At 32.6% G+C, this 22,635-nt stretch carries 18 protein-coding genes; 15 read left to right on the forward strand and 3 right to left on the reverse strand.

The window, feature by feature from the left end; genetic code table 11:
• Positions 1-617 precede the first annotated feature (617 nt).
• Both LDX54_RS00170 and LDX54_RS00175 read left to right on the forward strand, forming a co-directional pair.
• Positions 618-2,204 carry an ABC transporter ATP-binding protein gene (locus tag LDX54_RS00170; protein ID WP_265667247.1) on the forward strand — a complete coding sequence of 529 codons (1,587 nt, stop codon included), beginning with the start codon at positions 618-620 and terminating at the stop codon, positions 2,202-2,204.
• Positions 2,205-2,414: 210 nt separating this feature from the next.
• Positions 2,415-3,263, forward strand: a complete 849-nt coding sequence (locus tag LDX54_RS00175; RefSeq protein ID WP_265667246.1) for a hypothetical protein — start codon at positions 2,415-2,417, stop codon at positions 3,261-3,263.
• 677 nt (positions 3,264-3,940) lie between these two features.
• On the opposite strand, the gene LDX54_RS00180 is transcribed toward LDX54_RS00175, so the two are convergent.
• Positions 3,941-5,086 (reverse strand): MFS transporter, encoded by a 1,146-nt coding sequence (locus tag LDX54_RS00180; RefSeq protein WP_281214428.1) that lies wholly within the window; start codon positions 5,084-5,086, stop codon positions 3,941-3,943.
• A gap of 211 nt (positions 5,087-5,297) precedes the next feature.
• On the opposite strand from LDX54_RS00180, the gene LDX54_RS00185 reads away from it, so the two are divergent.
• Positions 5,298-6,161, forward strand: coding sequence for a helix-turn-helix domain-containing protein (locus LDX54_RS00185; protein ID WP_265667244.1), 864 nt, complete (start codon positions 5,298-5,300; stop codon positions 6,159-6,161).
• A gap of 941 nt (positions 6,162-7,102) precedes the next feature.
• On the opposite strand, the gene LDX54_RS00190 is transcribed toward LDX54_RS00185, so the two are convergent.
• Positions 7,103-8,257 carry an MFS transporter gene (locus tag LDX54_RS00190; protein ID WP_265667243.1) on the reverse strand — a complete coding sequence of 385 codons (1,155 nt, stop codon included), beginning with the start codon at positions 8,255-8,257 and terminating at the stop codon, positions 7,103-7,105.
• Between the two features lie 237 nt (positions 8,258-8,494).
• Between LDX54_RS00190 and LDX54_RS00195 the strand changes: the two genes are divergently transcribed.
• The 9 genes from LDX54_RS00195 to LDX54_RS00235 all read left to right on the forward strand — a co-directional run bounded on the left by LDX54_RS00195 (position 8,495) and on the right by LDX54_RS00235 (position 17,445).
• The gene (locus LDX54_RS00195) at positions 8,495-9,337 is read left to right on the forward strand and encodes an Rgg/GadR/MutR family transcriptional regulator (protein WP_265667242.1); all 843 of its coding nucleotides are present in this window, start codon (positions 8,495-8,497) and stop codon (positions 9,335-9,337) included.
• Positions 9,338-9,909: 572 nt separating this feature from the next.
• Entirely contained in the window at positions 9,910-11,214 is a 1,305-nt protein-coding gene (gene celB, locus LDX54_RS00200; protein WP_265667241.1) for a PTS cellobiose transporter subunit IIC, read from the forward strand.
• A gap of 27 nt (positions 11,215-11,241) precedes the next feature.
• Positions 11,242-11,958 carry a MurR/RpiR family transcriptional regulator gene (locus LDX54_RS00205; RefSeq protein WP_122025420.1) on the forward strand — a complete coding sequence of 239 codons (717 nt, stop codon included), beginning with the start codon at positions 11,242-11,244 and terminating at the stop codon, positions 11,956-11,958.
• 436 nt (positions 11,959-12,394) lie between these two features.
• Entirely contained in the window at positions 12,395-13,885 is a 1,491-nt protein-coding gene (locus tag LDX54_RS00210) for a family 1 glycosylhydrolase (RefSeq protein ID WP_265667240.1), read from the forward strand.
• Positions 13,886-14,158: 273 nt separating this feature from the next.
• Positions 14,159-14,575 carry a PTS sugar transporter subunit IIA gene (locus LDX54_RS00215; RefSeq protein ID WP_265667239.1) on the forward strand — a complete coding sequence of 139 codons (417 nt, stop codon included), beginning with the start codon at positions 14,159-14,161 and terminating at the stop codon, positions 14,573-14,575.
• A gap of 15 nt (positions 14,576-14,590) precedes the next feature.
• Positions 14,591-15,061, forward strand: a complete 471-nt coding sequence (locus LDX54_RS00220) for a PTS sugar transporter subunit IIB (RefSeq protein WP_122037063.1) — start codon at positions 14,591-14,593, stop codon at positions 15,059-15,061.
• A gap of 15 nt (positions 15,062-15,076) precedes the next feature.
• Positions 15,077-15,859 (forward strand): PTS sugar transporter subunit IIC, encoded by a 783-nt coding sequence (locus LDX54_RS00225; protein ID WP_046324017.1) that lies wholly within the window; start codon positions 15,077-15,079, stop codon positions 15,857-15,859.
• A complete protein-coding gene (locus LDX54_RS00230; protein WP_265667238.1) occupies positions 15,846-16,673 on the forward strand; it encodes a PTS system mannose/fructose/sorbose family transporter subunit IID in 828 nt (275 codons plus the stop codon). The genes LDX54_RS00225 and LDX54_RS00230 overlap by 14 nt, the downstream gene beginning before the upstream one ends.
• Position 16,674: 1 nt before the next feature.
• The gene (locus LDX54_RS00235; protein WP_265667237.1) at positions 16,675-17,445 is read left to right on the forward strand and encodes a hypothetical protein; all 771 of its coding nucleotides are present in this window, start codon (positions 16,675-16,677) and stop codon (positions 17,443-17,445) included.
• Between the two features lie 326 nt (positions 17,446-17,771).
• Here LDX54_RS00235 and LDX54_RS00240 read toward each other — a convergent pair whose 3' ends face one another.
• Positions 17,772-18,845 (reverse strand): SIS domain-containing protein, encoded by a 1,074-nt coding sequence (locus tag LDX54_RS00240; protein ID WP_265667236.1) that lies wholly within the window; start codon positions 18,843-18,845, stop codon positions 17,772-17,774.
• A 359-nt stretch (positions 18,846-19,204) separates the two neighbouring features.
• Here LDX54_RS00240 and LDX54_RS00245 point away from each other — a divergent pair, with 359 nt between their 5' ends.
• The 3 genes from LDX54_RS00245 (at position 19,205) to LDX54_RS00255 (ending at position 22,595) form a co-directional block, all read left to right on the forward strand.
• A complete protein-coding gene (locus LDX54_RS00245) occupies positions 19,205-19,678 on the forward strand; it encodes a hypothetical protein (protein WP_187156977.1) in 474 nt (157 codons plus the stop codon).
• Between the two features lie 2 nt (positions 19,679-19,680).
• Positions 19,681-20,406, forward strand: a complete 726-nt coding sequence (locus tag LDX54_RS00250) for a GntR family transcriptional regulator (RefSeq protein WP_046324022.1) — start codon at positions 19,681-19,683, stop codon at positions 20,404-20,406.
• Positions 20,407-20,648: 242 nt separating this feature from the next.
• Complete coding sequence (locus LDX54_RS00255) at positions 20,649-22,595, forward strand: M13 family metallopeptidase (RefSeq protein WP_265667235.1); 1,947 nt, start codon at positions 20,649-20,651, stop codon at positions 22,593-22,595.
• The last annotated feature ends 40 nt before the right edge of the window (positions 22,596-22,635 follow it).

Consider the following 22,635-nt stretch of genomic DNA (forward strand, 5'->3'; position numbering starts at 1 on the left):
TGCAGTCCAGTAAGCGACTGTCTTGTCAAAGTGTAGATATACAAAAAGGCAATCCACTGGATTGCCTAGACGTCTAGTACGCCTCTTTTGCATGCAAAGATCGCACTTTATTTCTTCTACTGAAATTATAGCATAAGAACACATGATAGAATAGTGAAGTACGCCTTTCGATCCTCCCCGAAAAAGGTGATTGCATGGGAAGGATTGTACTTTTATTTCTTCTGAAGTGTTTACTACTAACCAGTCTAACGCCTGCATTGCGCGAGCTAGGACAAGATCTTGATAAATTAGCCAATTTAATAGAAAAGATACTCCGGTTATTTAAGTAGTAATCAGAAAGAGGTGGGCTTTTGTCCTACCTCTTTTTGATTACTACTTTATTTTTTATAAACCTTTTAAAGTTGCTAGCCACTTGACTTTAGCGCTACTTCAATTAATACACTATGTTGAGTTAATTTGGCATAGGTGAAAGTGGATAGGAAATAAATTATGTTAGCTTTTGGATTTGTCATATCCACCTTATTTGCGTCAAATATGACAGTTTTATTAATAAAAATAAAAAGGCAATTATATTATTTATATAAATAACGAAGGTTTTTTGAAAGGAAAAGAAAATCATGGTTTACAAATACTACTCGCACTTTAAGTTTTTTTGTTTAAATATTTTGGGATTAATTTCCAGTATGCAAAATATTGTTACAGCATACATTGTTGGTTCGTTAATTAATTTGGCAACGGCTAAAAATTTTGCAGCTATTCCAATCTTTTTTGGTAAAAACATTTTGTTATTGATCTTAATTTTAATCGCCACATTAATTTTTGATTATCTTAAAGCAGATGCTGCTAAGCAGGTCAATACTAAGTTAAGGCTTAAAGTGATGAGGGGTATGCTCTCGGATGAGCAAGAAGATGCTTCTAATTTAGGTTTTTTAACTAATGATTTTAAACTTTTGGAAACAAATCGCTATGATGCTGAAATAGGAATTTTGATTTATTCATACACTGTCGTATTTGCTATGGCATTCGCTTTGTATCTAAATTGGCAGCTTACAATAATATTCTTTATTGGTTCGGTTATACCAACAATTGTTTCCACCTTTTTCCAAAAGCCTATTCAAAATGCTGCAGAGGCTTGGACAAATGCTAATGATAAATATGTTAATCAAACTAAAAATTTGTTATCTGGTACTGCTACCTTTAATTTATATGATAAGCAGGATAATGCAGTTAAACAAAATCAGTATAAAGTTAACCAATTAGAAGAAAAATTAGCCAAGATGAATGTGCTTAATACTAATACCAGTGCTTTTCTTAATGCAATTGCAATTATGGGTACTTATTTATTGCCGTTTGCAATTGGTATTGCATTAGTAATTAAAGGTCAAACTACTTTAGGTGCTCTTTTTGCAATAACGCAATTATCTAATTCATTTGTAAATCCAATTTTACAAATTTTGCAAGAACGAAATAATTTGTCTACTACAAAGCCAATTGTTCGAAAGATAAAGCAATATATACAAAAAGCAGATAATGTGGAGCGTGAACAAACCAACAATCCTACATTTAATGAACTACAAGTGCAAGACCTAGATTTAATGCGTCAGGATAAGGTATTAGCACAACATATTAATCTTGATATTAAGTCTGGCCAAAAAGTTGCGGTCATCGGACCCTCAGGATCAGGGAAATCTACGATGTTACAGTTTCTAATGTATGGTAAGTATGGTAAATCTAAAAAAATTATACTTGATCATAACGAAGTAGCGGCAGGATCGTTTACTAAGTTGTTTGCCTATTCCAGCCAGAGTGCAGTTATTTTTTCTGATACGCTTTGGTTTAATCTAACTCTAGGAGCCAATATAGCTAAAGAAAAAGTTCTTGAGGTATGTCAAGGACTACAGTTAGGACAATTAATTAAAGAAAAGGGATTTGATTATCAATTAGGTGACAATGCAGATCAACTATCTGGTGGCCAATTGTCCAGAATTGAGGTGGCACGGGCTATTTTAGCCAATCGACCAATTTTATTACTGGATGAAATTAATGCTTCACTTGATAAAACTTCATCAAAGGCAATTCACCAATATATTTTTGATTCAAACTTTACTTTTGTTGAAGTTATTCATCATTACGATCCAGAAGAACTGCAAAAGTATGATGTAGTTGTTGATTTTAATCAATACCAATTTGACGATAAAAAATAAGTTGTAAAAGGTTCTAAGAGTACTTACTTGGTTGCAATATTAAATAACATAAAATAAGACATTAGACATTGACAGAATGTAATAACCAATTTTTACCTCAGTATTATATAATTTTCATTTTAAATTTAATGATACTTTTATATTTTTTGATTATAATAAAATTAAAAAGTGTAATATTTGATAATTAATCAAATAGTTGAGGAAATTTAAATGACAATTGGTGAATTACTAAAAGACTGTCGTATTCAGCAAAAGAAAACACAAAGGCAATGGGTTAATGATGTGGTAAGCCCGTCATTTTATGCAAAAGTTGAAAAAAATTTAAGCAGCATTTCAGCAGATAATTTAATTGAACTATTAAACGTTAACAAAATTTCATTAACTGATTTTTTTGGTAAGTTAAACCACCAGGCGAAGACCGTACATGACGAGAACCTAGAGATTGATAGAATGGTTAATGAAGCGTATTATCAAAATTCTGTGCATGATCTGCAACAAATACGAAATTTTGTTGCGGAAAGTGATTTTCCAAATAAAGAAGATAAATTAGATATAATTGATATCTTTATTGCAATAATTAACAAAAATCTTTCCAGTATTGATAGTGGCGTTATAGATAGATTGAAAGAAAGAACGTTTGATGTTTCTCATTTTAATTCTGATAGTTTAAGACTGTACTGCAACCTTATGAGTTTTTATGATTTAGATAGTAATTTATTGATTTCAAAAAGAGTAATACGTCAGTTTATTGGCTCGAGTAGCATTGATATTCAAAAGTTAGTTTTATCTATAATTATTAATATGATGATTTTATGTATTCGTAACAAAAAATTTGAAGAAACAGCATTTTATGTTAGTAGTGAACAACAAATCAAAACAAAACCAGATATATTTTTCTATAAAACTATTGCTCCAGCTTTTGAGAATATAATCAAATATCATTATGATCAAAATTCCAAGTATCTTGATGAAGTACAAACAATAACTAAATGTGTAAAAATTGCTGGTATGCCCAGTTATGGTAAAGAGCTTGAAGAATTAATGCTTGCTAATAAATAAGATTTTTAAATGTCATATTAAACCATTAAGAGTTAAATATGACATTTTTTATATGCTTATATAAAATCGTAATAAACTAGGAGTAAATAGAAAGGAGTAAGAAAATTTATTACATAAATTAATTCTTATTAGGCTCAATTTAGATTGATTAGAAACATGGGAAAAATGTTTTGTAAGTTAAGCAAAGATTTAAAGATTAGGTCTAAAGTAGATGATCATATTTATGAAGCATTTGCAGATGGATTATTTATAAAATTTAGACCAGGAAAAAATTATAAAGATAAGTAAGTTTTCTATAAAGGAGATGGTAGAAAAATTTTTTTAGAAGCTGGTATTGTCTTTGGCGATCGAGCTAGACGGAATTGACGCTAACAAAAAACATTATTCAAAAAAGAATAATGTTTTAGAGACTAAATATAAATCGAAGTATTACTCTGCAAAGTAATACTTTTTGTGTGCTACAGATATAATATCATCTTTAGAATAATTTTGACCACTGAAGTTAACCCCTAGAATTGGACGTTAACATTAATTCATGTTTGCTAAGGCGGTATTCCGATATTCAATCGGAGTTAGTCCTTTTAGGGCACGATTATCTTTTAAAAAGAAACAAAAAAGCAATTCTTTCAGGTCGCCCCAGACGCAGATAAAAGGTGTTTATTGGTTCGGTGCAAAGTTTAATCAGCTTTATTGATTTTTAATAATACAATTGAAATAGCAATAAAAACTGCAATACCCAGTATAATGATTCCATATAGAGCATACGTAATGTCAGTTGCACTAGCAATGCTTGTAAAAACTGTAGTGGTTAAAGGGCCTGCCATCACTAAAATTGTATTTAACAAACCAACAGATGAAGATAAAATTTTACGATCAACAGTAGTAACAAGCCACTGTAGTAATTTAGGGCTTACAATACCAGCCAAAAATCCTAATATTGTTAAGCAAAATAAACTAGCAAAAATGTTTCCATAAATAATAGCAATAGCTAAAGTAATAGTAGCAATAGTGTCTGCAAGGACAATTAAAAATAATGAAGTGTTTTTAAATATCTTAGTACCAATTGCACTGCCAGATGCCATGCCAATAGCTGCAACAGTGCTAACCACAGCTATTGTAAAACTATAATTGCCAATTAACATGTTTTTATTGCCAGCAAGTACAATTGAAATTAGTGGTTCGACTGTGCTAAGAAGGCCATTAAGCAAAGCGATGACCAAAACAATCGTTAAGAGGCCATTAGCTTGTTTAACTTGTTTAAGTGAAGAAACAATGGTTGCTCCGAATTTTTGAGTGTTAACTTCTTCTGGCTGTTTATTTACTTCTTGTTTTTTAACATTCATACCAATGTTAGCGTAGATGATACCGGCTACTAAAAAAGTAATGGCATTAACAATTGCTAATCCTGAGTATGACATAAATAGTAGAAGGCCAGACCCAGCGAATTGTGCGATCATAGTAATTAGCTGTGAAATGCCATTAGTAAACCCTTGAGCTTCAGACATTTCATTTTCACCAACTAGACTAACTATTAGTGGGGTTTGCAAGCCCCCTGAATATTTACCCGAAAGATCTGAAATGAAATTAAGTCCGATAACCAGTAATACTAAATTCCAGCCAGATATGTTAGTTGCAAATAATACCCCTACTAACAGATATAGTGCGAATCTAATTACTGCTAGCCAAACAATGACATGATACTTGTTTTTTGTCCGATCAGCTAGATACCCACTAAGACTTTGAATTAGATTAGGTAAAGACTCTGTAATTGCAATCAAAGAAAGAGCTAAAGAGTAATTTTTAAGTCTACTAGCATAAGTCATAAGAGCTAGATAAAAAAGTATGTTGCCAGCACTTGATAGCCAGCTGGCTAAAGAAAATTTTCTATAATTTGTATTTCTTAAAAAATATCCAAAACTATGCCTCCTATTTCTTTATAAACGCTATTTTTATTATATTTGGGTTTATAATTTTAGATGATAAAATGGCGAATTCGAATTTTTTTGGCTAAATAAGAAAGAGGGAGGTAAATTAATGAAGATATATGAATTATTGAGACAATACAGATTGGAACAAGGTAAAATTCAAAAAGAATGGGCTAGCAACGTAATCAGCCCTTCGTATTATTCTAAGGTTGAAAAAAATATTCACCGTATTTCAGCAGAAGACTTAATTTCTTTGTTAGAGGCTAATAATGTTTCGCCAATTGATTTTTTTAGTAAATTAAATAGTAAAGCGCAATTACGACATAAGCAACAAGCAATCTTTGAGCGGCTGGCAGGTGATGCGTATTATCAAAATTCTAAAGCGCAATTATTACGGTTAAAACACCTAATTACTGAAAATGATATTTTTGCTAATAATGATTTAATAATTACTATAGATGCTTATATTGCATTATTAAATGATGATGTAGATAGTTTGGATAAAAAAACTAAAGAAGCGATTAAAGAAAAAATTTTTAATACGACAAAGTTTGATAGAAGTAAGTTAGCTATGTATTGTTCGTTTATGCCTTTTTACGATATAGATAGTAATCTTTTACTTTGCCAAAGGATTATGCAACAGTATCAAAATAGTGCAGATACAAAGATTCAATCAATAATATTGGCAATAATAGCTAATTTACTAAGTTTATGCATTGAACAAAAAAGATATGAAGTAACTAAACCGTTTATTAAGATAGCAGTTGAAGTGGAGTCAAAACCAGAGCTGTTTTTTTATAAAAACATGCTATTGATTTTTATCAATATAATTGCTTATCATGATGAAAACAGCCCAAAGTATTTAGCTAAATGTAAAAAGGGAATTGAAAATCTAGCTTTGCTTGGTATGCCAGAGTATGGTAAAAAGGTAGAAAAGTTTTTTTATGAAAATATAAAAGTCGATAATGATTAATAAATATAGTAGTTGTTTTGAATATTAGGTACAGTTATATTAAATGGTAAAAGTTTGAATTATAATTGGTCTAATTGTGAAATTACTAGGTAACGAAAAAAGGGAAGGCTGTTAAATCAGTCTTTCCTTTTGCTATATGGCTTCAATTTCATAAACAATTATTTGTTGCAGTTTTAAGCCGTGTAGCTCTAGGTTTCATAGCAACTTCGCTTAGTGTGCATTATGTTAGGTTGCTTTTATATAATTTAAATTAAAAACATTAATTTTTTATTTTAAATTTTTTATTATTTTAATGTATACTAAATGCATAAACGAATAGACAGGAACAACTAGTGCCATTGGCTCAGCCTGTTTTATGAAAGTCAGAAATGATTTGGACTATATGAATAATACACATCTACACAATTATATTTATATAGATGTCAACCTTACAGGAATTTATACCATAGCAGTTCTTTAAATGATAATTAATAGAAAGTGATGAGATTATGTTTGAAATAGTAGGGTACATAGCTTTGCTAATAGCAATATTTTGTCTTGCAAAAATCTATAAAAACAAGCCCTTTTTTAAATTTATGAAACAAAATCGGGGCATACTTCTGCTTTCGTATTCTGTAATAATCTTCTTAGGATTTGGAATAGTACAGGGATTTGACCGTTTATTCCCACCATTCATTACAATGCTAGTAATGTTTATGCTGCTGGGCGTTTTCTACATGCTTAGAGATCGTAAAATCAGCTAGTTTAAATTAAAATTACTAATTCTATAGCAATCGTCCCTAACTTAGTTAGTGGTGATTGCTATTTTTAATTTTCGGAATAAACTACCTTAATGAACCATTTTTTTACTTGTTTGAATGATGAAACAATGACTTGAGCGGTTTCTTCTCCTTATTGCGATTAGTATAAGGTATTTAATGAGAAAAGTTAGTTAGAAATTATTATGCAAGTTCTGCTTGTTTTGTCTTGTTAACTTTTATCATTACAAGCAAAGTAGTAGTGAAAACTATGACGCTAAGTCCTAAAACGCCATAAAGTGCATAATTAACATTGATTGTTCCAGCAATAGATGTAAAAAACGTTGTCATTACTGGTCCTGCAATTGTTAAGATCGTATTTAAAAGTCCTGCTGAAGAGGCTAAAATTTTGCGGTCCACTGAAACAACTAGCCATTGCATTAATTTAGGACTACTTGTACCAGCAAAAAAACCAAGAGTTGACATTAGGACAAGGCAAAATATAATATTTTTATTTAAAATAGCAATTGCCATAACAGCACTATTAACAGTAGATAATAAAGAAAGCTGGAAAAGTGAAACGTTCTTTAAGAGTTTAGTACCTATTGCACTACCTGAAGCTAATCCAATAGCTGCTGCCGCTCCTAAGAGTGCGATTGTGAAGCTATAGTTGCCAATAAGCATACTTTTATGACCAGCTATAACGATTGAAATTAGTGGTTCTATTGAACTAAGTAAGCCATTAAGTAAAGCCACAACTAAAACGATGGTTAAGAGTCCATGTGCTTGTTGTACTTGTTTAAGTGATGACTTGATTGTTGCAAAAAAGTTCTGATCATTGACATCTTCTTTTTGAATGTGTTGCTTACGAACTTTCGACCCTATATTGGCAAAGATTAATCCAGCCGCTAAGAAAGTTAATGCATTGACAATTGCTAGTTCTGAGTAAGACATGAAAAGTAGGAGACCAGATCCAATAAATTGTGCAGCTAATGTAATTAACTGCGAGATACCACTGGTAAAGCCTTGTGCTTCTGCCATTTCATTTTCCCCAACTAAGCCAACAATTAGGGGAGTTTGTAAGCCACCAGAATACATACCAGAAAGGTCAGATATAAAATTAAGTCCAATAACTATTAGCACAAGATTCCAACCGTTAATGTTGATTGCAAAGAGTATGCCAACTAGCATGTACAATGCAAAACGAATAATAGCAAGCCAGACAATTACACGATATTTATTATGCATTCTGTCGGCCAAGTAACCACTAAGGCTTTGAACTAAATCTGGGAGAGATTCAGTAATAGCTATTAAAGATAATGCCAATGAATAATTTTGTAATTTGCTGGCATAGGTCATAAGAGCCAGGTAAAAAAGAATATTACCTGCTCCAGATAACCAGCTAGCAATAGTGAATTATCTATAATTTTTATTTTTTAAAAAGATACCCATGACTTCTGTTTCTCCTTCATCAAATATTATTTCTTCGTAATGATATTTACAGTATATTTTGACTATAATAAAAAATATAAAAGTTTCGTATTCGAAATTTTTTGTCAAATGGGAATGTTATATTGGAAATAAGAGGAGGAGTACATGACTATTGGTAACTTGTTAAAAAAATATCGCTTAAATAAAGAAAAAACGCAACGAGAATGGATAGGAAATATTGTAAGCCCTTCTTATTATTCTAAAGTAGAGAAGGGAATCCATCGTATATCTGCAGAAGACTTAATAAGTTTGTTAAATTATAATTCTGTTTCTTTAATTGATTTTTTTAGCGAATTAAATAATTCTAAGCAGAAGGGTTACAATCAAGAGCAGGAGTTAATGGATGTAATATGTGATGCTTATTATCGCAATGCCAAAAATGAATTGGTAAAATTGAAAGAGATTGTTAACGAAAGTGATTTACCTAATAAAGAAGATGATCTACTTTATCTAGATGCTTATATTGCGGATGTAAACAACGAGGATTTAAATGATAAAGAAAAGCAAGCTTTAAAAGATAAGATCTTTAGTAGACCCAATTTTGATAAATCTACGTTAGTCCTTTATTGCAATTTTATGATGTTTTATGATGTAGAAAGTAATGTAATAATTTCTAGAGGGATAATTAAACAATTTCAAGGATCAAATGATGTAAAAATTTTAGAAATGATTTTAACTGTTATTGGTAATTTATTAATCCAGTGCATTGAAGAAAAAAAGTATGATGAAACCAAATTCCTAATTAAGGCAGCAAATCAAATATCAACTAAACCAGAATTATTTTTCTATAAAAATGCCATAGTATTACTTGAAAACATGATTATGTACCACTATGACGCTAAGGATAAGTATTTACAGATTTGTCATAAGGCAATTGAAAACTTTTCTTTATTAGGGATGCCTGAATATGGCAAGGAAATAACTAGATTTTTTGAAAAACAAAAATAAAAGATATCATATTTAACATAAAAACTGATGTAAGTCCCAAAAGTTAAACAACTTTTGGGGCTTTTTAGCCCGTTATGAGAGCGATCTTTAGATTAACCTGTAACTAAGCTAGCAGTCTTTAAAGCGGCTGCCTGAAATTCAGAGAAGGAATCTTGTTTATAAGGCTTCTTTTTTGCTTGTATGCACATTATGGTTTGAGCAAATTAGTCTTGTGCAATAAATTGCAGGAGTAGGTAAGAATGGCCTAAGCAATAGCCTTTTGTTGTCTCGAAAAAATTAGACAAGTGGCTGACTGTTACAACTGAGAGTACAAGAAATAATCCTAGTAAATTTGCCATAAGGATTAGAAGGTATATGAAGCATAAAAAATATTTAATAGTGAGAAAGATAAGTATTTTTAACTTCTTAAGCTTTTTTCAGATACACGAATTAAGCTATGCAAGTCTAAAGTATTCCATTCTAATTTTTGAAACATGTTTCAGAAAAATGTTGACTTTTTGAAACAAAATGTTTATATTTTATATGTAAACGATTGCAAAATCGCTTTTAAACTAGAAGTAGGAGTGAAGAAAATGTCTGAGAAAAAAGAAAGTAATTTTCTTAACGAAAAATTGATTCCTTTTTTTAACAAAATATCTAGTGCCAGACACATGGTTGCGCTGCGTGATGGGATGACAGCCGCTGTACCGATGATCATTATTGGTTCAATTTTTATGATTATTGGTCAGTTTCCTGTTAAAGGTTATTTAGACTTTATGGCCAGTATTTTTGGTTCCAATTGGTCTAATGTCGTGCAGTATATTACTAATGCGTCATTTCATATTATGGGGCTAGTGGCTGTAGCTGGTATTTCATATAGTTTAGCCAGAAGTTATAAAGATATTGATCCATTTTCAGCGATGATTGTGGCAATAGCAGCTTTTATCTTAACTATTCCTATGCAGGTAGGAAAAGATGGCGGATTACTAATTCCTCTGAATCAATTTGATTCATCAGGTTTATTTACCGCATTGTTAGTTGGACTATTTGTCACTGACCTGTATGTTTGGCTGATGCATAAAAATTTGGTATTTAAAATGCCAGACTCTGTTCCACCAGCTGTAAGTAATTCATTTGCGGCACTGTTTCCAGGGGCAATCTCATTATTTGTGGTTTGGTTAATCAGAATTGGAGTTGAAGCGACTCCAATGAAGAGCATTCCTAATGTGATTACTTTCTTCTTACAGGCACCGATGAGTAAAGTAACCAATACTTTAGGCGGAGCAATCGTAATCGAATTAGTAGTATGTATACTCTGGTTCTTTGGTATTCACGGTGCTAACGCAATTTCTGGAGTTATTGACCCAGTATTGTATGCTGCATTAAGTGTTAACTATACAGCTTTTAAGGCTAACAAGCCTCTTCCCAATATCATTACCAAAACATTTTTTGATAACTTTGTCCGGATAGGTGGCTGTGGCGCTACACTCGGTTTTGTAATTTTAATGGTTTTTGTTGCTAAAGATCAGGAAATGAAAGCACTAGGAAAGCTTTCTATCGGTCCAGCTATTTTTAATATTAATGAGCCGGTGGTCTTTGGTATACCTATTGTATTAAATTACCGTATCATTATTCCGTTTATCTTAGCGCCAATGGCTAATATAATTGCAACTTACACAGCAATGAAAATGGGTTGGGTCGCTAAAACAATCGGGATATATCCACCTTGGACAACACCACCAATTTTATCCGGAATTCTTTCTACGGGACATATTTCCGGTGGAGTGATGCAACTGTTTAATATCGTAATGGATACCTTGATATATTATGGCTTCTTTAAGAGTATGGATAATGCTAAACTAAAAGTTGAAAAAGAAATGGAGCAAGCAAAAGCTTAAATCAAAAGTCTAAACTGAGGAATAACGATGCGTACAAAGCAGAAACTGACAGCAACACAATTGCAAATATACAATTATATTGTAGCTAATAAAAAAGAAGTAAAAGATATTACTTTACGTGATTTGGCTAGTATTCTGTCTGTTTCACCTGCTTCTGTAGTACGAACCATAAAAGCTTTAGGCTATAAGCATTATTACGATTTGCAAACTGAAATTAAAGACGAGCTGAATAGAAATAAAGTAGTTGATGACATTACTTATCAGGCCCAATATTATTTTTCGCAAGATTTTTTAACCGATTATGATCAAAAGATTGTTGCTTTTAAAAAGATTGCCAGTAAGACGACAGACTTTATCTTTTTTGGAATAGGATCTTCCGGTGATCTATGTGACTACGGTGCCCGCCAGTTTGTTAATAATGGACGCAATGCCTTTGCAATTGGCGATCCCTATTATCCAGTGGAGCTAAGCAGGGATTTATTTCATGGTAAAACTGTTATCGTACTATCAGTAAGTGGTGAGGGCCAACCGACTATTGACCAGGTAAAAAACTTTAGGCAATTGGGTGCGACAATTGTCAGTATTACTAATAATGAAAATAATACAATTGCCCACTTGTCGGATTTAAACTTTGCTTATCATCTGGAATTTAAAATTATCGGTCAAACTATTAATTTAACCTCCCAAGTTCCAGTTGTATATTTGCTTGAACGCTTATCGCGGGCGCTGCAGGATAACAAATAAAAAGTTAAAATATCAAGCCCCAAAAGTTAAACAACTTTTGGGGCTTTTTTATGATTAATTAGCTAAACAAAAACTCTTACTATGGTATATGTCAGTGGAAACAATTTATTCGAAATAGTAAGAATTAGTCATTAGCTAACAGCTATAAACTACCTAATTTTAGGGTTCACATCATCAGTACTCAAGTATTTTTAGTAACATTGCCATTTTTTGCATAATTTTCATTATAATTAAAGTGGTGCGAGAAGTTAGTATAATTCAGAAATAGTAATGGCAAGCTTGAAGCAGAAATTAAGTATTAAATTCTACGCTGGAATAATTATTATTGGCTTGATTTTACGGGTATTGATATCCCTTCTTTAAAGCCTACGACAAGCAGCTTTATGAAAAAGAGCAAAGTGTTTCTCAAAATTAAATATAGAAATGAGGTATAAAGATGAGTTTTAAGAAAGATTTTTTATGGGGTGGCGCGACTGCTGCTAACCAATACGAAGGAGCCTTTGATGTTGACGGTAAGGGCCTTAGTGCTGCAGATGTGGTAACACAGGGTTCTTATGAAAATCCTAGAAAAATTACATGGAAAAATCCTAAAACTGGGGAAACAGGTTATGTACCTTTAAGCATGGATGTTGATCAGATGAACTTTCCTGAGAATGCTGTGCCGGCTGTCCTTGATGGGTATTACTATCCTAGTCATAAAGCAACTGATTTTTATCATCATTATCAAGAAGATATCAAATTAATGGCTGAAATAGGCTTTAAATGCTTTAGAATGTCTATCAACTGGACCAGAATTTTCCCTAATGGCGATGATGAAGAACCTAATGAAAAGGGCCTAAAATTCTACCAGTCTGTTTTTGAAGAGCTGCAAAAGTACCATATTGAGCCGCTGGTAACTTTGTCACACTATGAAATGCCACTGAATTTAACGATTAAATATGGCGGCTGGAAGAATAGAAAATTAATATACTTGTTTACTAGATATGCTGAAACGGTAATGAAGCGTTATAAAGGTCTAGTTAAATACTGGTTGACTTTTAATGAAATAAATGCTTTAAATTTTTCAGGTTATATGGCAGGTGGAATTTTAAATCCCACTTCTCAAGATATTGCTCAAGCCGCTCATAACCAGTTTGTAGCAAGTGCCTTAACTGTAAAGGCTGGTCATGAAATAGATCCTTATAATCAAGTTGGTCAAATGCTCGCATTTACAGCAGAGTATCCGTATACTTGTGATCCTGCAGACCAGATAAAAGTTATGAATGATATGCACAGCTCTCTGTTTTATTCTGATGTGCAAACTGGTGGCAGGTATCCTGAATATAAGATTGCAGAATATAAGAGAAATGGTATAAAGCTTGATGATTGTCCAGAAGACTACGATTTACTGAAAGAATATTCAGCCGACTTTTTAAGCTTTTCCTGCTATTCCTCATCTACAACTACGGTTCATAAGGATCAAGCAGCTACAACCGGTGGTAATTTTGTAGCAGGTGTTAAAAATCCCTACTTAAAGAGTAGTGAGTGGGGCTGGCAAACCGACCCTTGCGTATTGCGCTATGCTCTTAATGTATTGTGGGATCGTTATCATAAACCGCTTTGGATTGTTGAAAACGGCTTAGGAGCGCGTGATCAAGTCACTGAAGATGGCAAGGTTCATGATCCGTATCGTATTGATTACTTACAAAGTAATATTAAATCTATGAAAGAAGCCGTTGATATAGATGGAATTGACCTTATGGGTTATGAAATGTGGGGCTGTATTGACTTGGTTTCTGCTGGCACGGGTGAGATGTCTAAAAGATATGGTTTCGTTTACGTAGACCGGGATGATCAAGGAAACGGTAGTTTGAAGCGTACCCCAAAGGATTCTTTTTACTGGTATAAAAAGGTCATCGCTTCTAACGGTGAAGATTTATCTAATTAATCGAACTCTTGTAAGAAAGCAATTGATTCAGTAAATTTTAGGTTGAAAGTTGGTTTCAGCTACATTAAAAAGCTCTATTTTGAAAAAGTAGGGCTTTTTTGTATGTAATTGTAGAAAAAATAAGTAGCTATCATGATATTAATTGGTTTAAAAATTGGTTCTATTTTAAGACCGATTTACTAAATTGGTTACATTTCTTATTGATATAAAGCGTTTTCAATAATAGAATTTGGTTGATAGAAGGAAAAGCTGATAAAAGGGGGTAGATTATTATTGCAAGTAATTTTAGCAAGTCATTCTCAAATGGCAAAGGGCTTAAAGCAAACCGTTGAATTGATCATGGGAAAACAGTCTAATTTACATGCAATTGCCGCTTACGATGATGAACAAGAATCATTAAAAAAGCAGATTGCTGACCAAATAACGTCGAATTCTAATGAAAAGTATCTTTTTCTTACCGACATTATTGGTGGAAGCGTCAATACTACAATTGCACAAATGATTGATGATAAGGAAAACATGTTTTTAGTAACGGGTATGAATTTACCTTTAGTATTAACGGTTTTAACCGCTAAGATGGACAACTGTTCTTCTGACCAAGTAGCTAACAAATTAGAGGAGTTTTGTGAAGAGGCACGTAACGAACTTAAGGTTGTCCGTGTAGCTGCCCAAGAAGCAGAAGATTTCTAAAGAGGTGGTATTTAAATGATAAAAATGTTACGTGTTGATTATCGTTTAGTTCATGGTCAAGTTGCCTTTGCCTGGACTAATTTTTTATCAGCAGATGCGATTTTGTTGGCAAACGATGATGTTGCTAAAGATGATTTTCGTAAACGAGTGTTAAATTTAGCCAAGCCTAATGGTGTCAAATTAATTTTTAAAAGTATTGCAGATTCTCTTAAAGCAATTAAAAGTGGAGTTACCGAAAAATACAAAGTCTTTATTGTGGTAGAGAACGTTCAAGATGCATACGTAATGGCGGAAGGGACAGATGAAATTAAGTTAATTGATATTGGGTTGGTGGCCGATCGTGAAAATACTAAAAACATTGCCAAATCTGTTTATGTTAATGAAAAAGAAATACAGCAATTGACTGAATTAGAAAATAAAGGTGTTGAAGTTGTAGTTAAACAAGCGCCTACTGATCGTGATGTTCAATTCTCTTCACTAGTTTAAAAGGAGTGATGACAAATGGTAGGACAAGTAATAGGAATATTCTTTATTTCTTTAGTCGCTAATTCGCAGTACTTTCTTGGTACCAGCTTTATTGGCAGGCCGATTGTAACTGGGATGTTTGTCGGATTATTATTTGGGAACCTCAAAGAAGGTTTGTTAATGGGAGCAGCTTCTGAATTGATCTTTATGGGATTGATGGGAATTGGAGCAAGTGTTCCTCCAGATGAAGTTATTGGCGGTATTTTAGGTACAGCTTTTGCTTTAAAAAACGGTTTAGGTGTCAGTGCCGCAATAACTTTAGTATTGCCAATAGCATCTTTAAGTTTAATCGTTAAAAATATACTATATGTTTTGGTTTTTCCAGCAATGACGCATCGTGCAGATCATTTGGCTGATGAAGGGAAAATAACTAGAGCCGGAAATATGCATTTATGGATGTGTTTTTTGCAAATTGCCGTGTTAACAATAGTAACTACTTTTGCTTTTGCAGTCGGGAGTGATGCTGTAGGCAATTTAATAAAAATGATTCCCAAAGCAGTGACTGATGGCTTAACCATTGCAACATATATTCTTCCAGCTATTGGATTTGGGATGTTAATTAATATGACATATTCTAAAAATGTAGCTCCATTCTTCTTTTTAGGATTTGTCTGTGCTGCCTATTTAAAATTAAATACTATTGCTACAGCTATTATTGGTGCAATCTGTGCCGCAATAATGTACATCATCTTTGATAAAGTCAGAAACAATAGTGAAGAAACAGCAGCTAAAGGGGATGAAATTTATGACGACTTCTAATCAGAGAGAAGGCAAGAAGCTGAGTAAAAAAGATTTGAGGGGTATTTTTTGGCGAACACTTCCAATGGAAGCTTCATTTAATTATGAACGAATGATGAGTGCGGCATTTGCCTATTCAATGACGGGAGTAATTAAAAAATTATATTCCGATCCAGAAGACCAAAAAGCTGCGATGAAAAGACATTTGGAATTTTTTAATTGTACTTCAGCAATGTCACCGTTTATTGTTGGTGTCGCAGCATCGATGGAAGAAAAGAAGGCTAACGACCCTAGCTTTGATGTCTCATCAATCAATTCCATGAAAGCAGGTTTAATGGGACCACTTTCCGGAATTGGTGATTCAATTTTCTGGGGCAGCTTAAGAATAATTGCGGCTGGTATCGGAGTTTCTTTAGCAAAACAGGGTAGTGTATTAGGTCCTATTTTATTCATTTTAATTTATAACATTCCGAACATGTTAGTGCGATACTTTGGTACAATGTGGGGCTACAAGTTAGGTGTATCACTGGTTGATAGAATGAAGTCAGATTTGATGGACAACATTACTTATGCAATTAATATTTTAGGTAATACTGTTATTGGCAGTATGGTTGCATCAATGGTTGTCATTAAGATACCTTTAAAAATTTCTAGTGGTAAAGGTGCACCAACTGTCCAATCCATTCTTGATTCTATTTTGCCTGCATTATTGCCACTACTTCTGACATTCTTTATTGCTCATCTTCTAAAGAAGAAAGTAAATGTATTATATCTTTTATTAATAATTCTAGTTGTAAGTATTTTAGGTGCAATGTTTGGCTTTTTAGGAGTTTAACATGCCCGAATGCTCTAAATTAGAAAAAAGGCTCTTTGAGATTTTGCTAATTCATTTTCGTTTTGTATACTATCGTAAACAACAATCTAAGTTAGTTAACTGGATATCACAACAATTCTTTGCGGATTATGAAAAGAAGCAAAAAGGTTTTTACTTAACCAAAGCTGAAAACAAAAAATTATTGATTGTTAATTGTTCAGCACCAACGAAGTCTTTTATTGGAAAAAGAAGTTTTAAGATCAATCATTGGCTGAAAATGCCAAAAATTATGACAATAATGAAATTCTTATCTTTATTGTTGGTAATAATTTTTATCTTCATAAGCAGCTATTTTTGGTATAGTGGGCAGTTGCTTCAATTATGCATTAGTTTAATTATCTGTGGGATTTTATCTATAATTGCGATTGGTCTGCCGCAAACTAAGTGTTTTTCACATATAGCGACACTGACTACCGCAATTATGATGGCTCAAAATAGTCAAATGGACTTGCTCTTCTTAAAAGGAGAGATGGCGGAAATGCCTCATAAATTAATTGCTAATAGATACAGTAAAATTGTGTGGCTAAGAGATATTTACAATGGAGAGCAGGTACTGTTAACTAAAAGTAAAGTTGATAATAGTATTGAAGAAATGATTTTTGCTGCAGATAAAACTCAGGATAACCAACTCGTTGTTAGAAATGTTAATCGTTACGGGAATGAAGTAGTTCCCAAATCATTAATAGTTTCTTTACAGCAGTTGGAACGGCTATCTAAAGAAATAATGATTTAGATAGAAATAAGTTTTTAAATCTTAGATGCTGCTAATTAGGCTTTAAAGTTTAATTAGCAGCATTTTTATACCTAGTGATAAGTGATACATAAAAAATATAGATAGAGTCTGGAGATGATCATTTGAAGAAGCTCAATAAAGTGTATAAGCAATAAAACTATAAGGTTTGCAAGAAAAGGATTAAAGAACTAGCTATGTAAAAGAAGTTTTAAGTAGTATTTTAAAGTAAAAAGGACCTGTTTCTCAAACATAAGAAACAGGTCTATATTTAAAAACAATAACTGAAATAGCTATGCCCAAAATAAAATGTAAGACTTTTTAATTATTTAAAAATGAGCAAAACTATGTGCCTTTAGAGGGTACTTAGAAGTATCATAGCCAATTGCTTCACAGTTGCGGGAGGCAATAATTTGGAACGGTATAATAAGATTAAATGGTGATAGTTCATCATTATGTAATGAAGGGACTTTAAGGATCTTAGCACCAGAATCAAAGGCAATATTTTGATCAGTAATAATAAAGATATGTTTAGTTATTTGTTTAAGAAATTCAATATATTTATTTGCTAAGGACTTTTCTGGTCCGTTAGCAATAATTAAAAAGATATATTGATCTGCATCAAAGGCCATCTCATAACCGTGTATCAGTTCTCCGAATTCATGTACGCTTAAAGGAGCATGGAAAGTTTCATATAATTTCAAATAGGCTTCCATTGCTGTTGCGTAATTATAACCATATCCCGCAATAGCTCCCTTTCTCATAGTAACTAATTCATTTTTATGTTGTTGATAGAATTCTTCTGCAGTGTCCAGAGTCGTAGGCAGCTTGGCAATATCTTCTTTAGTTTGAGTTAAAAAGTCCTGGTATTTTGCTTCATTGAGTTTGTTTTGTGCCAATCCCAGTCGTAAAGCTAAGATTAACCCCAACATAATTGTAGAAGTATATCCCCGAGTCTCTACGGGAATACCTTCATCACCTGTATTTAAGTAAATAACGTTATCTGCTTCTTGAGCGATTTTACTTTTAGTTTCTTCTGAAATAGCAATAGTATTAAAACTAAGACTTTTTGCCTTCCGTATTGCATCCAAAGTAGAACTTGATGTACCAGATTGAGAAATTCCTATTAATAAGGTTTCGTCTGGCTTGAAGTACAAAGAAGGTACAAAATAATTAGTAAAATTATCAGGTATAACTGCTTGTGCGTCAAGACCAGTAAACTTGTTAAAATACATTGAAATTAAAGTAGAAGCATGAAAACTGGTACCGGAACCGGTGAAATATACTTTCTTAATATGTTTCTGTTGTACGAGCCTGATTAGATTGTCGGCAATGGTTCCCTCAGTATCCAGAATTTTTTGTAGCCTTTCAGGTTGGTTATAAATATTGTCAATAATTTTCATTTTAAAACCTCTTTTAATTTGTACTATAAAATTAAGAAATATTTAGTTCAAAAAAGTGATAGAAGAAACAAGCTGTAAATATTGAATATTTCTTAATTAACTAGATTTTATATTTGATTTTTGAAGTAAACAATCAAAAATAGACCACATTTGAAAATACCACCAAAATGTAAACCAATTTTGGAACCAATTAAATAAAATTAGTTAACTTATATATTAATAGAGATAAATAATTTCTTGAGTGTTAGAATAAATTTAAGTTTACCGTGCAACATTAAGAATTTAACAATAATGCAAACCAATTTCAAAAAAGCCTAAGATGCTTATTTATATTTATCCGAGATAAGTGGTGATAAAAATTGATTACTAATAAATTAAAAAATTATTTAACACCTCAGCAACGAGAAATAAGTTCAGAATGGCAAATTCAGTTAATTAGTTCAGAAGTGATTGAACAAAGTGATTTCTGGGATGATCTTTTTATGAATGAAGTGGGTTCAATATGGCGACGGCTTTTTTTGTTAAAGTATCAAGACGATCCATTTTCTCTGATTAAATCCTTTATCCCGCAAAAGCTTGTTAGAAATAAACCTAAACAAAGTAATGATATATCTAAGCAGAATCTGGAATTAGATATAGACTGTAACAATAAGGCGGATAGAATTAAGAAAAATATTCTTTTAACTTGGCCTACTTCAGAAGAATGTCGGCTTTTGTTATTAAAGCAGGAATCACAGGTTTTTGTTGAGAAGAATTATATTTTGTGTGATAAAAATATTATTAGGTATGAAGAAGAAATTATTATTCCAGATAAAATTGAGTATGAAGATTAAAAATGACTAGTTTTTTATATACTGCAGCTAAAGAAAAAATCATCTCTTTAATTGAAAGTAATGAGATTTCTATGGATCAAAGATTACCTTCTGAAAGAGCTTTGGCTCAAAAATTAGGGTTTACACGAATGACAATTAAAAAAGCACTGAATAGTTTAGTTGATGATCACGTTTTAATTCGTCATCCCGGAGACGGCACTTATCTTTTACATGGCAAACATTCAGGAAGAATTGATGCTGGTGATGATGCTCCCTGGTCATTAACTCAGACTATAAAAATAAAAGGTGGAGTCCCTAACAGTGAAATAAAATCATTTAAATTAGTTTACGATGTCCCGATGTTAACTAAAATATTTCCTGATTTTACAGAATTTTATGAGCTGATTAGAATTAGAAAATTTGATGATATCGTTTTTTCGATTCAGAAAGCATATATACCTTTTAGGCTATTTGAAGATGCTCACCGTTATGATTTTAGTAAAATATCATTATATGATTATATGAGCTACAAAAATATGCGTCCTGCTCTTTTCCATAGAAAAATTAAAACTTGTCCTGTGACTAGTGACCCGCTTTTTAAAAATTTTAGCGTGGGACCAAGTAAATTAGTTTTAAGTGTGGAATACTTGGGTTATACAAAACCCGATTGTTTGGTTGAGTATACTCAATCTTACTTTGATTCCAATCAGGTTGATTTCAAAGTCGAAATCCCATACTCTCCTAAATAAATGTTAGTAATTCTTACTAAAAAAATTAGAACCATCTCTTTAGTAAGCTATTAGTTACAGCCACATTAAAAAGCTCTATTTTGCAAAAATAGGGCTTTTTTGCATGTAATTTTACACGTGCCGCGAATTTTTATACTTTTTAATAAAAAACTTAAAATTTCAAATACGACATTTTTTTAGTGGTCTTGCTTTGTTAATGTACCATTATGATAATAAAAAAATAAAAACAAGGAGAAAAACAAATGACTAAATTTAATATTCGTGGTGGCTTTGGCGATACTACTAAGCCAGATGTAAATACTCGTGAACAAGATAACCTTTACTTGGCTGTAAATTCAAAGTGGTTAAAGGACAATCCTGTCCCTGCGGGTGAGCCGTGGATTAGTAGTTTTGATATAGCAGATAAACAAACGCGTAAACACCTTTTAAAAGATTTTTCTGCTTTTATTGCTGGTAAAAAACCAGTTCCCCAAGTTAAGAACTTTAACAAAGCAGTTGAATTTTACCGGATAGCTGAAGACGAAGAAAAAAGAGCTGCTGACGGTGCCGCCCCAATTAAGGAAGACTTGACTTTTTTAACCAGTCTCAATAATTTAGCTGATGTCAATGAGAACTTGAAGAATTTGTTGCTAGCTGATAACTTGCCCTTCAAGTTTGAAGTGGAACCAGATTTTAAGGATGCACAACTAAATATTGTCACTTTTTACCGGCAAAATTTGATTTTGGCCGATACCAGTTATTATGGTAATGAAAAAACTGCCGACTTGCTTGATGTTTGGCAAAAGCAAACCATTAACTTGTTGGTAATGAGTGGTATTAAGCAGGATGAAGCTGAACAATACGCCACAGGAGCAGTTAAATTGGATCAGCGTTTGGCGCAGGTTTACCAATCAGCAGAGTATAATTCTAAAATTGAAAATATGTATCATCCAATGAGTGTGACAGAATTTGCAAACCAGAGTAAAAATATTCATTTAGCTGCTTTGCTGAAAGAAAATGGACTTGAAACTGCTAAGAAAGTTAATGTTACTGAACCAGGATATTTAGCTAAATTTGATGAATTGTTTAATGAACAACGTTTCTCTGAACTAAAGGGTTGGCTAATCGGATATTTTATTAATCAAGCAGCTGGATATTTATCACGTAAATTTAGAAAGGCAATACTGCCACTAAGAAAAGCAATGTACGGCATAGATTCTTTAGTTACAGACGAGCGCTTTGCTTATGATGAGACGGTCAGATTATTTGGCGATGTCATTGGTCAATATTATGGTGAAAAATATTTGGGCGCAGAAGCCAAAGCTGATGCTACTAAAATCGTTAAGAATATGATTGCTGTTTACCAAGATCATTTAAAAAAGAATACTTGGCTGTCAGATACTACTAAGAAAAAGGCATTAAAGAAGCTAGATACTTTAGTCTTAAAAATTGGCTATCCAGAGCATGTTCAAGGGTTCTATGACAAATTCAAGGTAACACCAGCTCTAGAGGGTGGCAGCCTATATAGTAATGTTAAAATAAATAATCAAATTAAACTTAAGGATAACTTTGCAAATATTAACAGACCCGTTGACCGCACACTTTGGATAATGTCGGCGGTAGAACCAAATGCTTGTTATAATCCGCCAAGTAATGACATTACCTTCCCAGCACTTTTACTGCAAAAGCCTTTTTATGATATACACCAAGATCGTGCAGCTAATTATGGCGGTTTTGGCGCAGTGGTAGGACATGAAATTTCGCATGCGTTTGACAACAACGGCGCACAGTTTGATGAGTTGGGTAATATGAAAAAATGGTGGACTGATGAAGACTATGCCGAGTTTAATAAAAGGGTCGAAGCTGAAATTAAGCTATTTGACGGTGTTGAGGTCGGTACGAGCAAAATCAACGGTAAACTAACAGTTTCAGAAAACATTGGTGATCAGGGTGGCTTGACAGTAGCTGTTGCAGCTAATAAGCAAGAAGGTGGAGACGTCAAAACTCTGTTTGAAAACTATGCGCGAATTTGGGCGACAAACGCTAAGCCTGAATTTTGGCAATTAATCGCCGCGTCTGATGTTCATGCACTTTCTCAGGCTAGAGCAAATGTGCAGGTTCAATGTCAAGATGAGTTTTACCAAGCTTTCAATGTTAAAGAAGGAGATGGCATGTGGCTTGATCCGGATAAACGAGTACAAGTCTGGTAAAATTTGATACTATAAATTAAGTATTTTTTAAGAAAATCAG

The sequence above is a fragment of the Lactobacillus sp. IBH004 genome, from assembly GCF_026185255.2.
Lineage (GTDB): Bacteria > Bacillota > Bacilli > Lactobacillales > Lactobacillaceae > Lactobacillus > Lactobacillus melliventris.

Coding starts and splice junctions, on each gene's coding strand:
- LDX54_RS00250 (WP_046324022.1), top strand. CDS start 19,681: ATGACTAGTTTTTTATATACTGCAGCTAAAGAAAAAATCATCTCTTTA.
- LDX54_RS00240 (WP_265667236.1), bottom strand. CDS start 18,845: ATGAAAATTATTGACAATATTTATAACCAACCTGAAAGGCTACAAAAA.
- LDX54_RS00225 (WP_046324017.1), top strand. CDS start 15,077: ATGGTAGGACAAGTAATAGGAATATTCTTTATTTCTTTAGTCGCTAAT.
- LDX54_RS00190 (WP_265667243.1), bottom strand. CDS start 8,257: ATGACCTATGCCAGCAAATTACAAAATTATTCATTGGCATTATCTTTA.
- LDX54_RS00180 (WP_281214428.1), bottom strand. CDS start 5,086: ATGACTTATGCTAGTAGACTTAAAAATTACTCTTTAGCTCTTTCTTTG.
- LDX54_RS00195 (WP_265667242.1), top strand. CDS start 8,495: ATGACTATTGGTAACTTGTTAAAAAAATATCGCTTAAATAAAGAAAAA.
- LDX54_RS00210 (WP_265667240.1), top strand. CDS start 12,395: ATGAGTTTTAAGAAAGATTTTTTATGGGGTGGCGCGACTGCTGCTAAC.
- LDX54_RS00255 (WP_265667235.1), top strand. CDS start 20,649: ATGACTAAATTTAATATTCGTGGTGGCTTTGGCGATACTACTAAGCCA.
- LDX54_RS00170 (WP_265667247.1), top strand. CDS start 618: ATGGTTTACAAATACTACTCGCACTTTAAGTTTTTTTGTTTAAATATT.
- LDX54_RS00205 (WP_122025420.1), top strand. CDS start 11,242: ATGCGTACAAAGCAGAAACTGACAGCAACACAATTGCAAATATACAAT.
- celB (WP_265667241.1), top strand. CDS start 9,910: ATGTCTGAGAAAAAAGAAAGTAATTTTCTTAACGAAAAATTGATTCCT.
- LDX54_RS00235 (WP_265667237.1), top strand. CDS start 16,675: ATGCCCGAATGCTCTAAATTAGAAAAAAGGCTCTTTGAGATTTTGCTA.
- LDX54_RS00230 (WP_265667238.1), top strand. CDS start 15,846: ATGACGACTTCTAATCAGAGAGAAGGCAAGAAGCTGAGTAAAAAAGAT.
- LDX54_RS00185 (WP_265667244.1), top strand. CDS start 5,298: ATGAAGATATATGAATTATTGAGACAATACAGATTGGAACAAGGTAAA.
- LDX54_RS00220 (WP_122037063.1), top strand. CDS start 14,591: ATGATAAAAATGTTACGTGTTGATTATCGTTTAGTTCATGGTCAAGTT.
- LDX54_RS00175 (WP_265667246.1), top strand. CDS start 2,415: ATGACAATTGGTGAATTACTAAAAGACTGTCGTATTCAGCAAAAGAAA.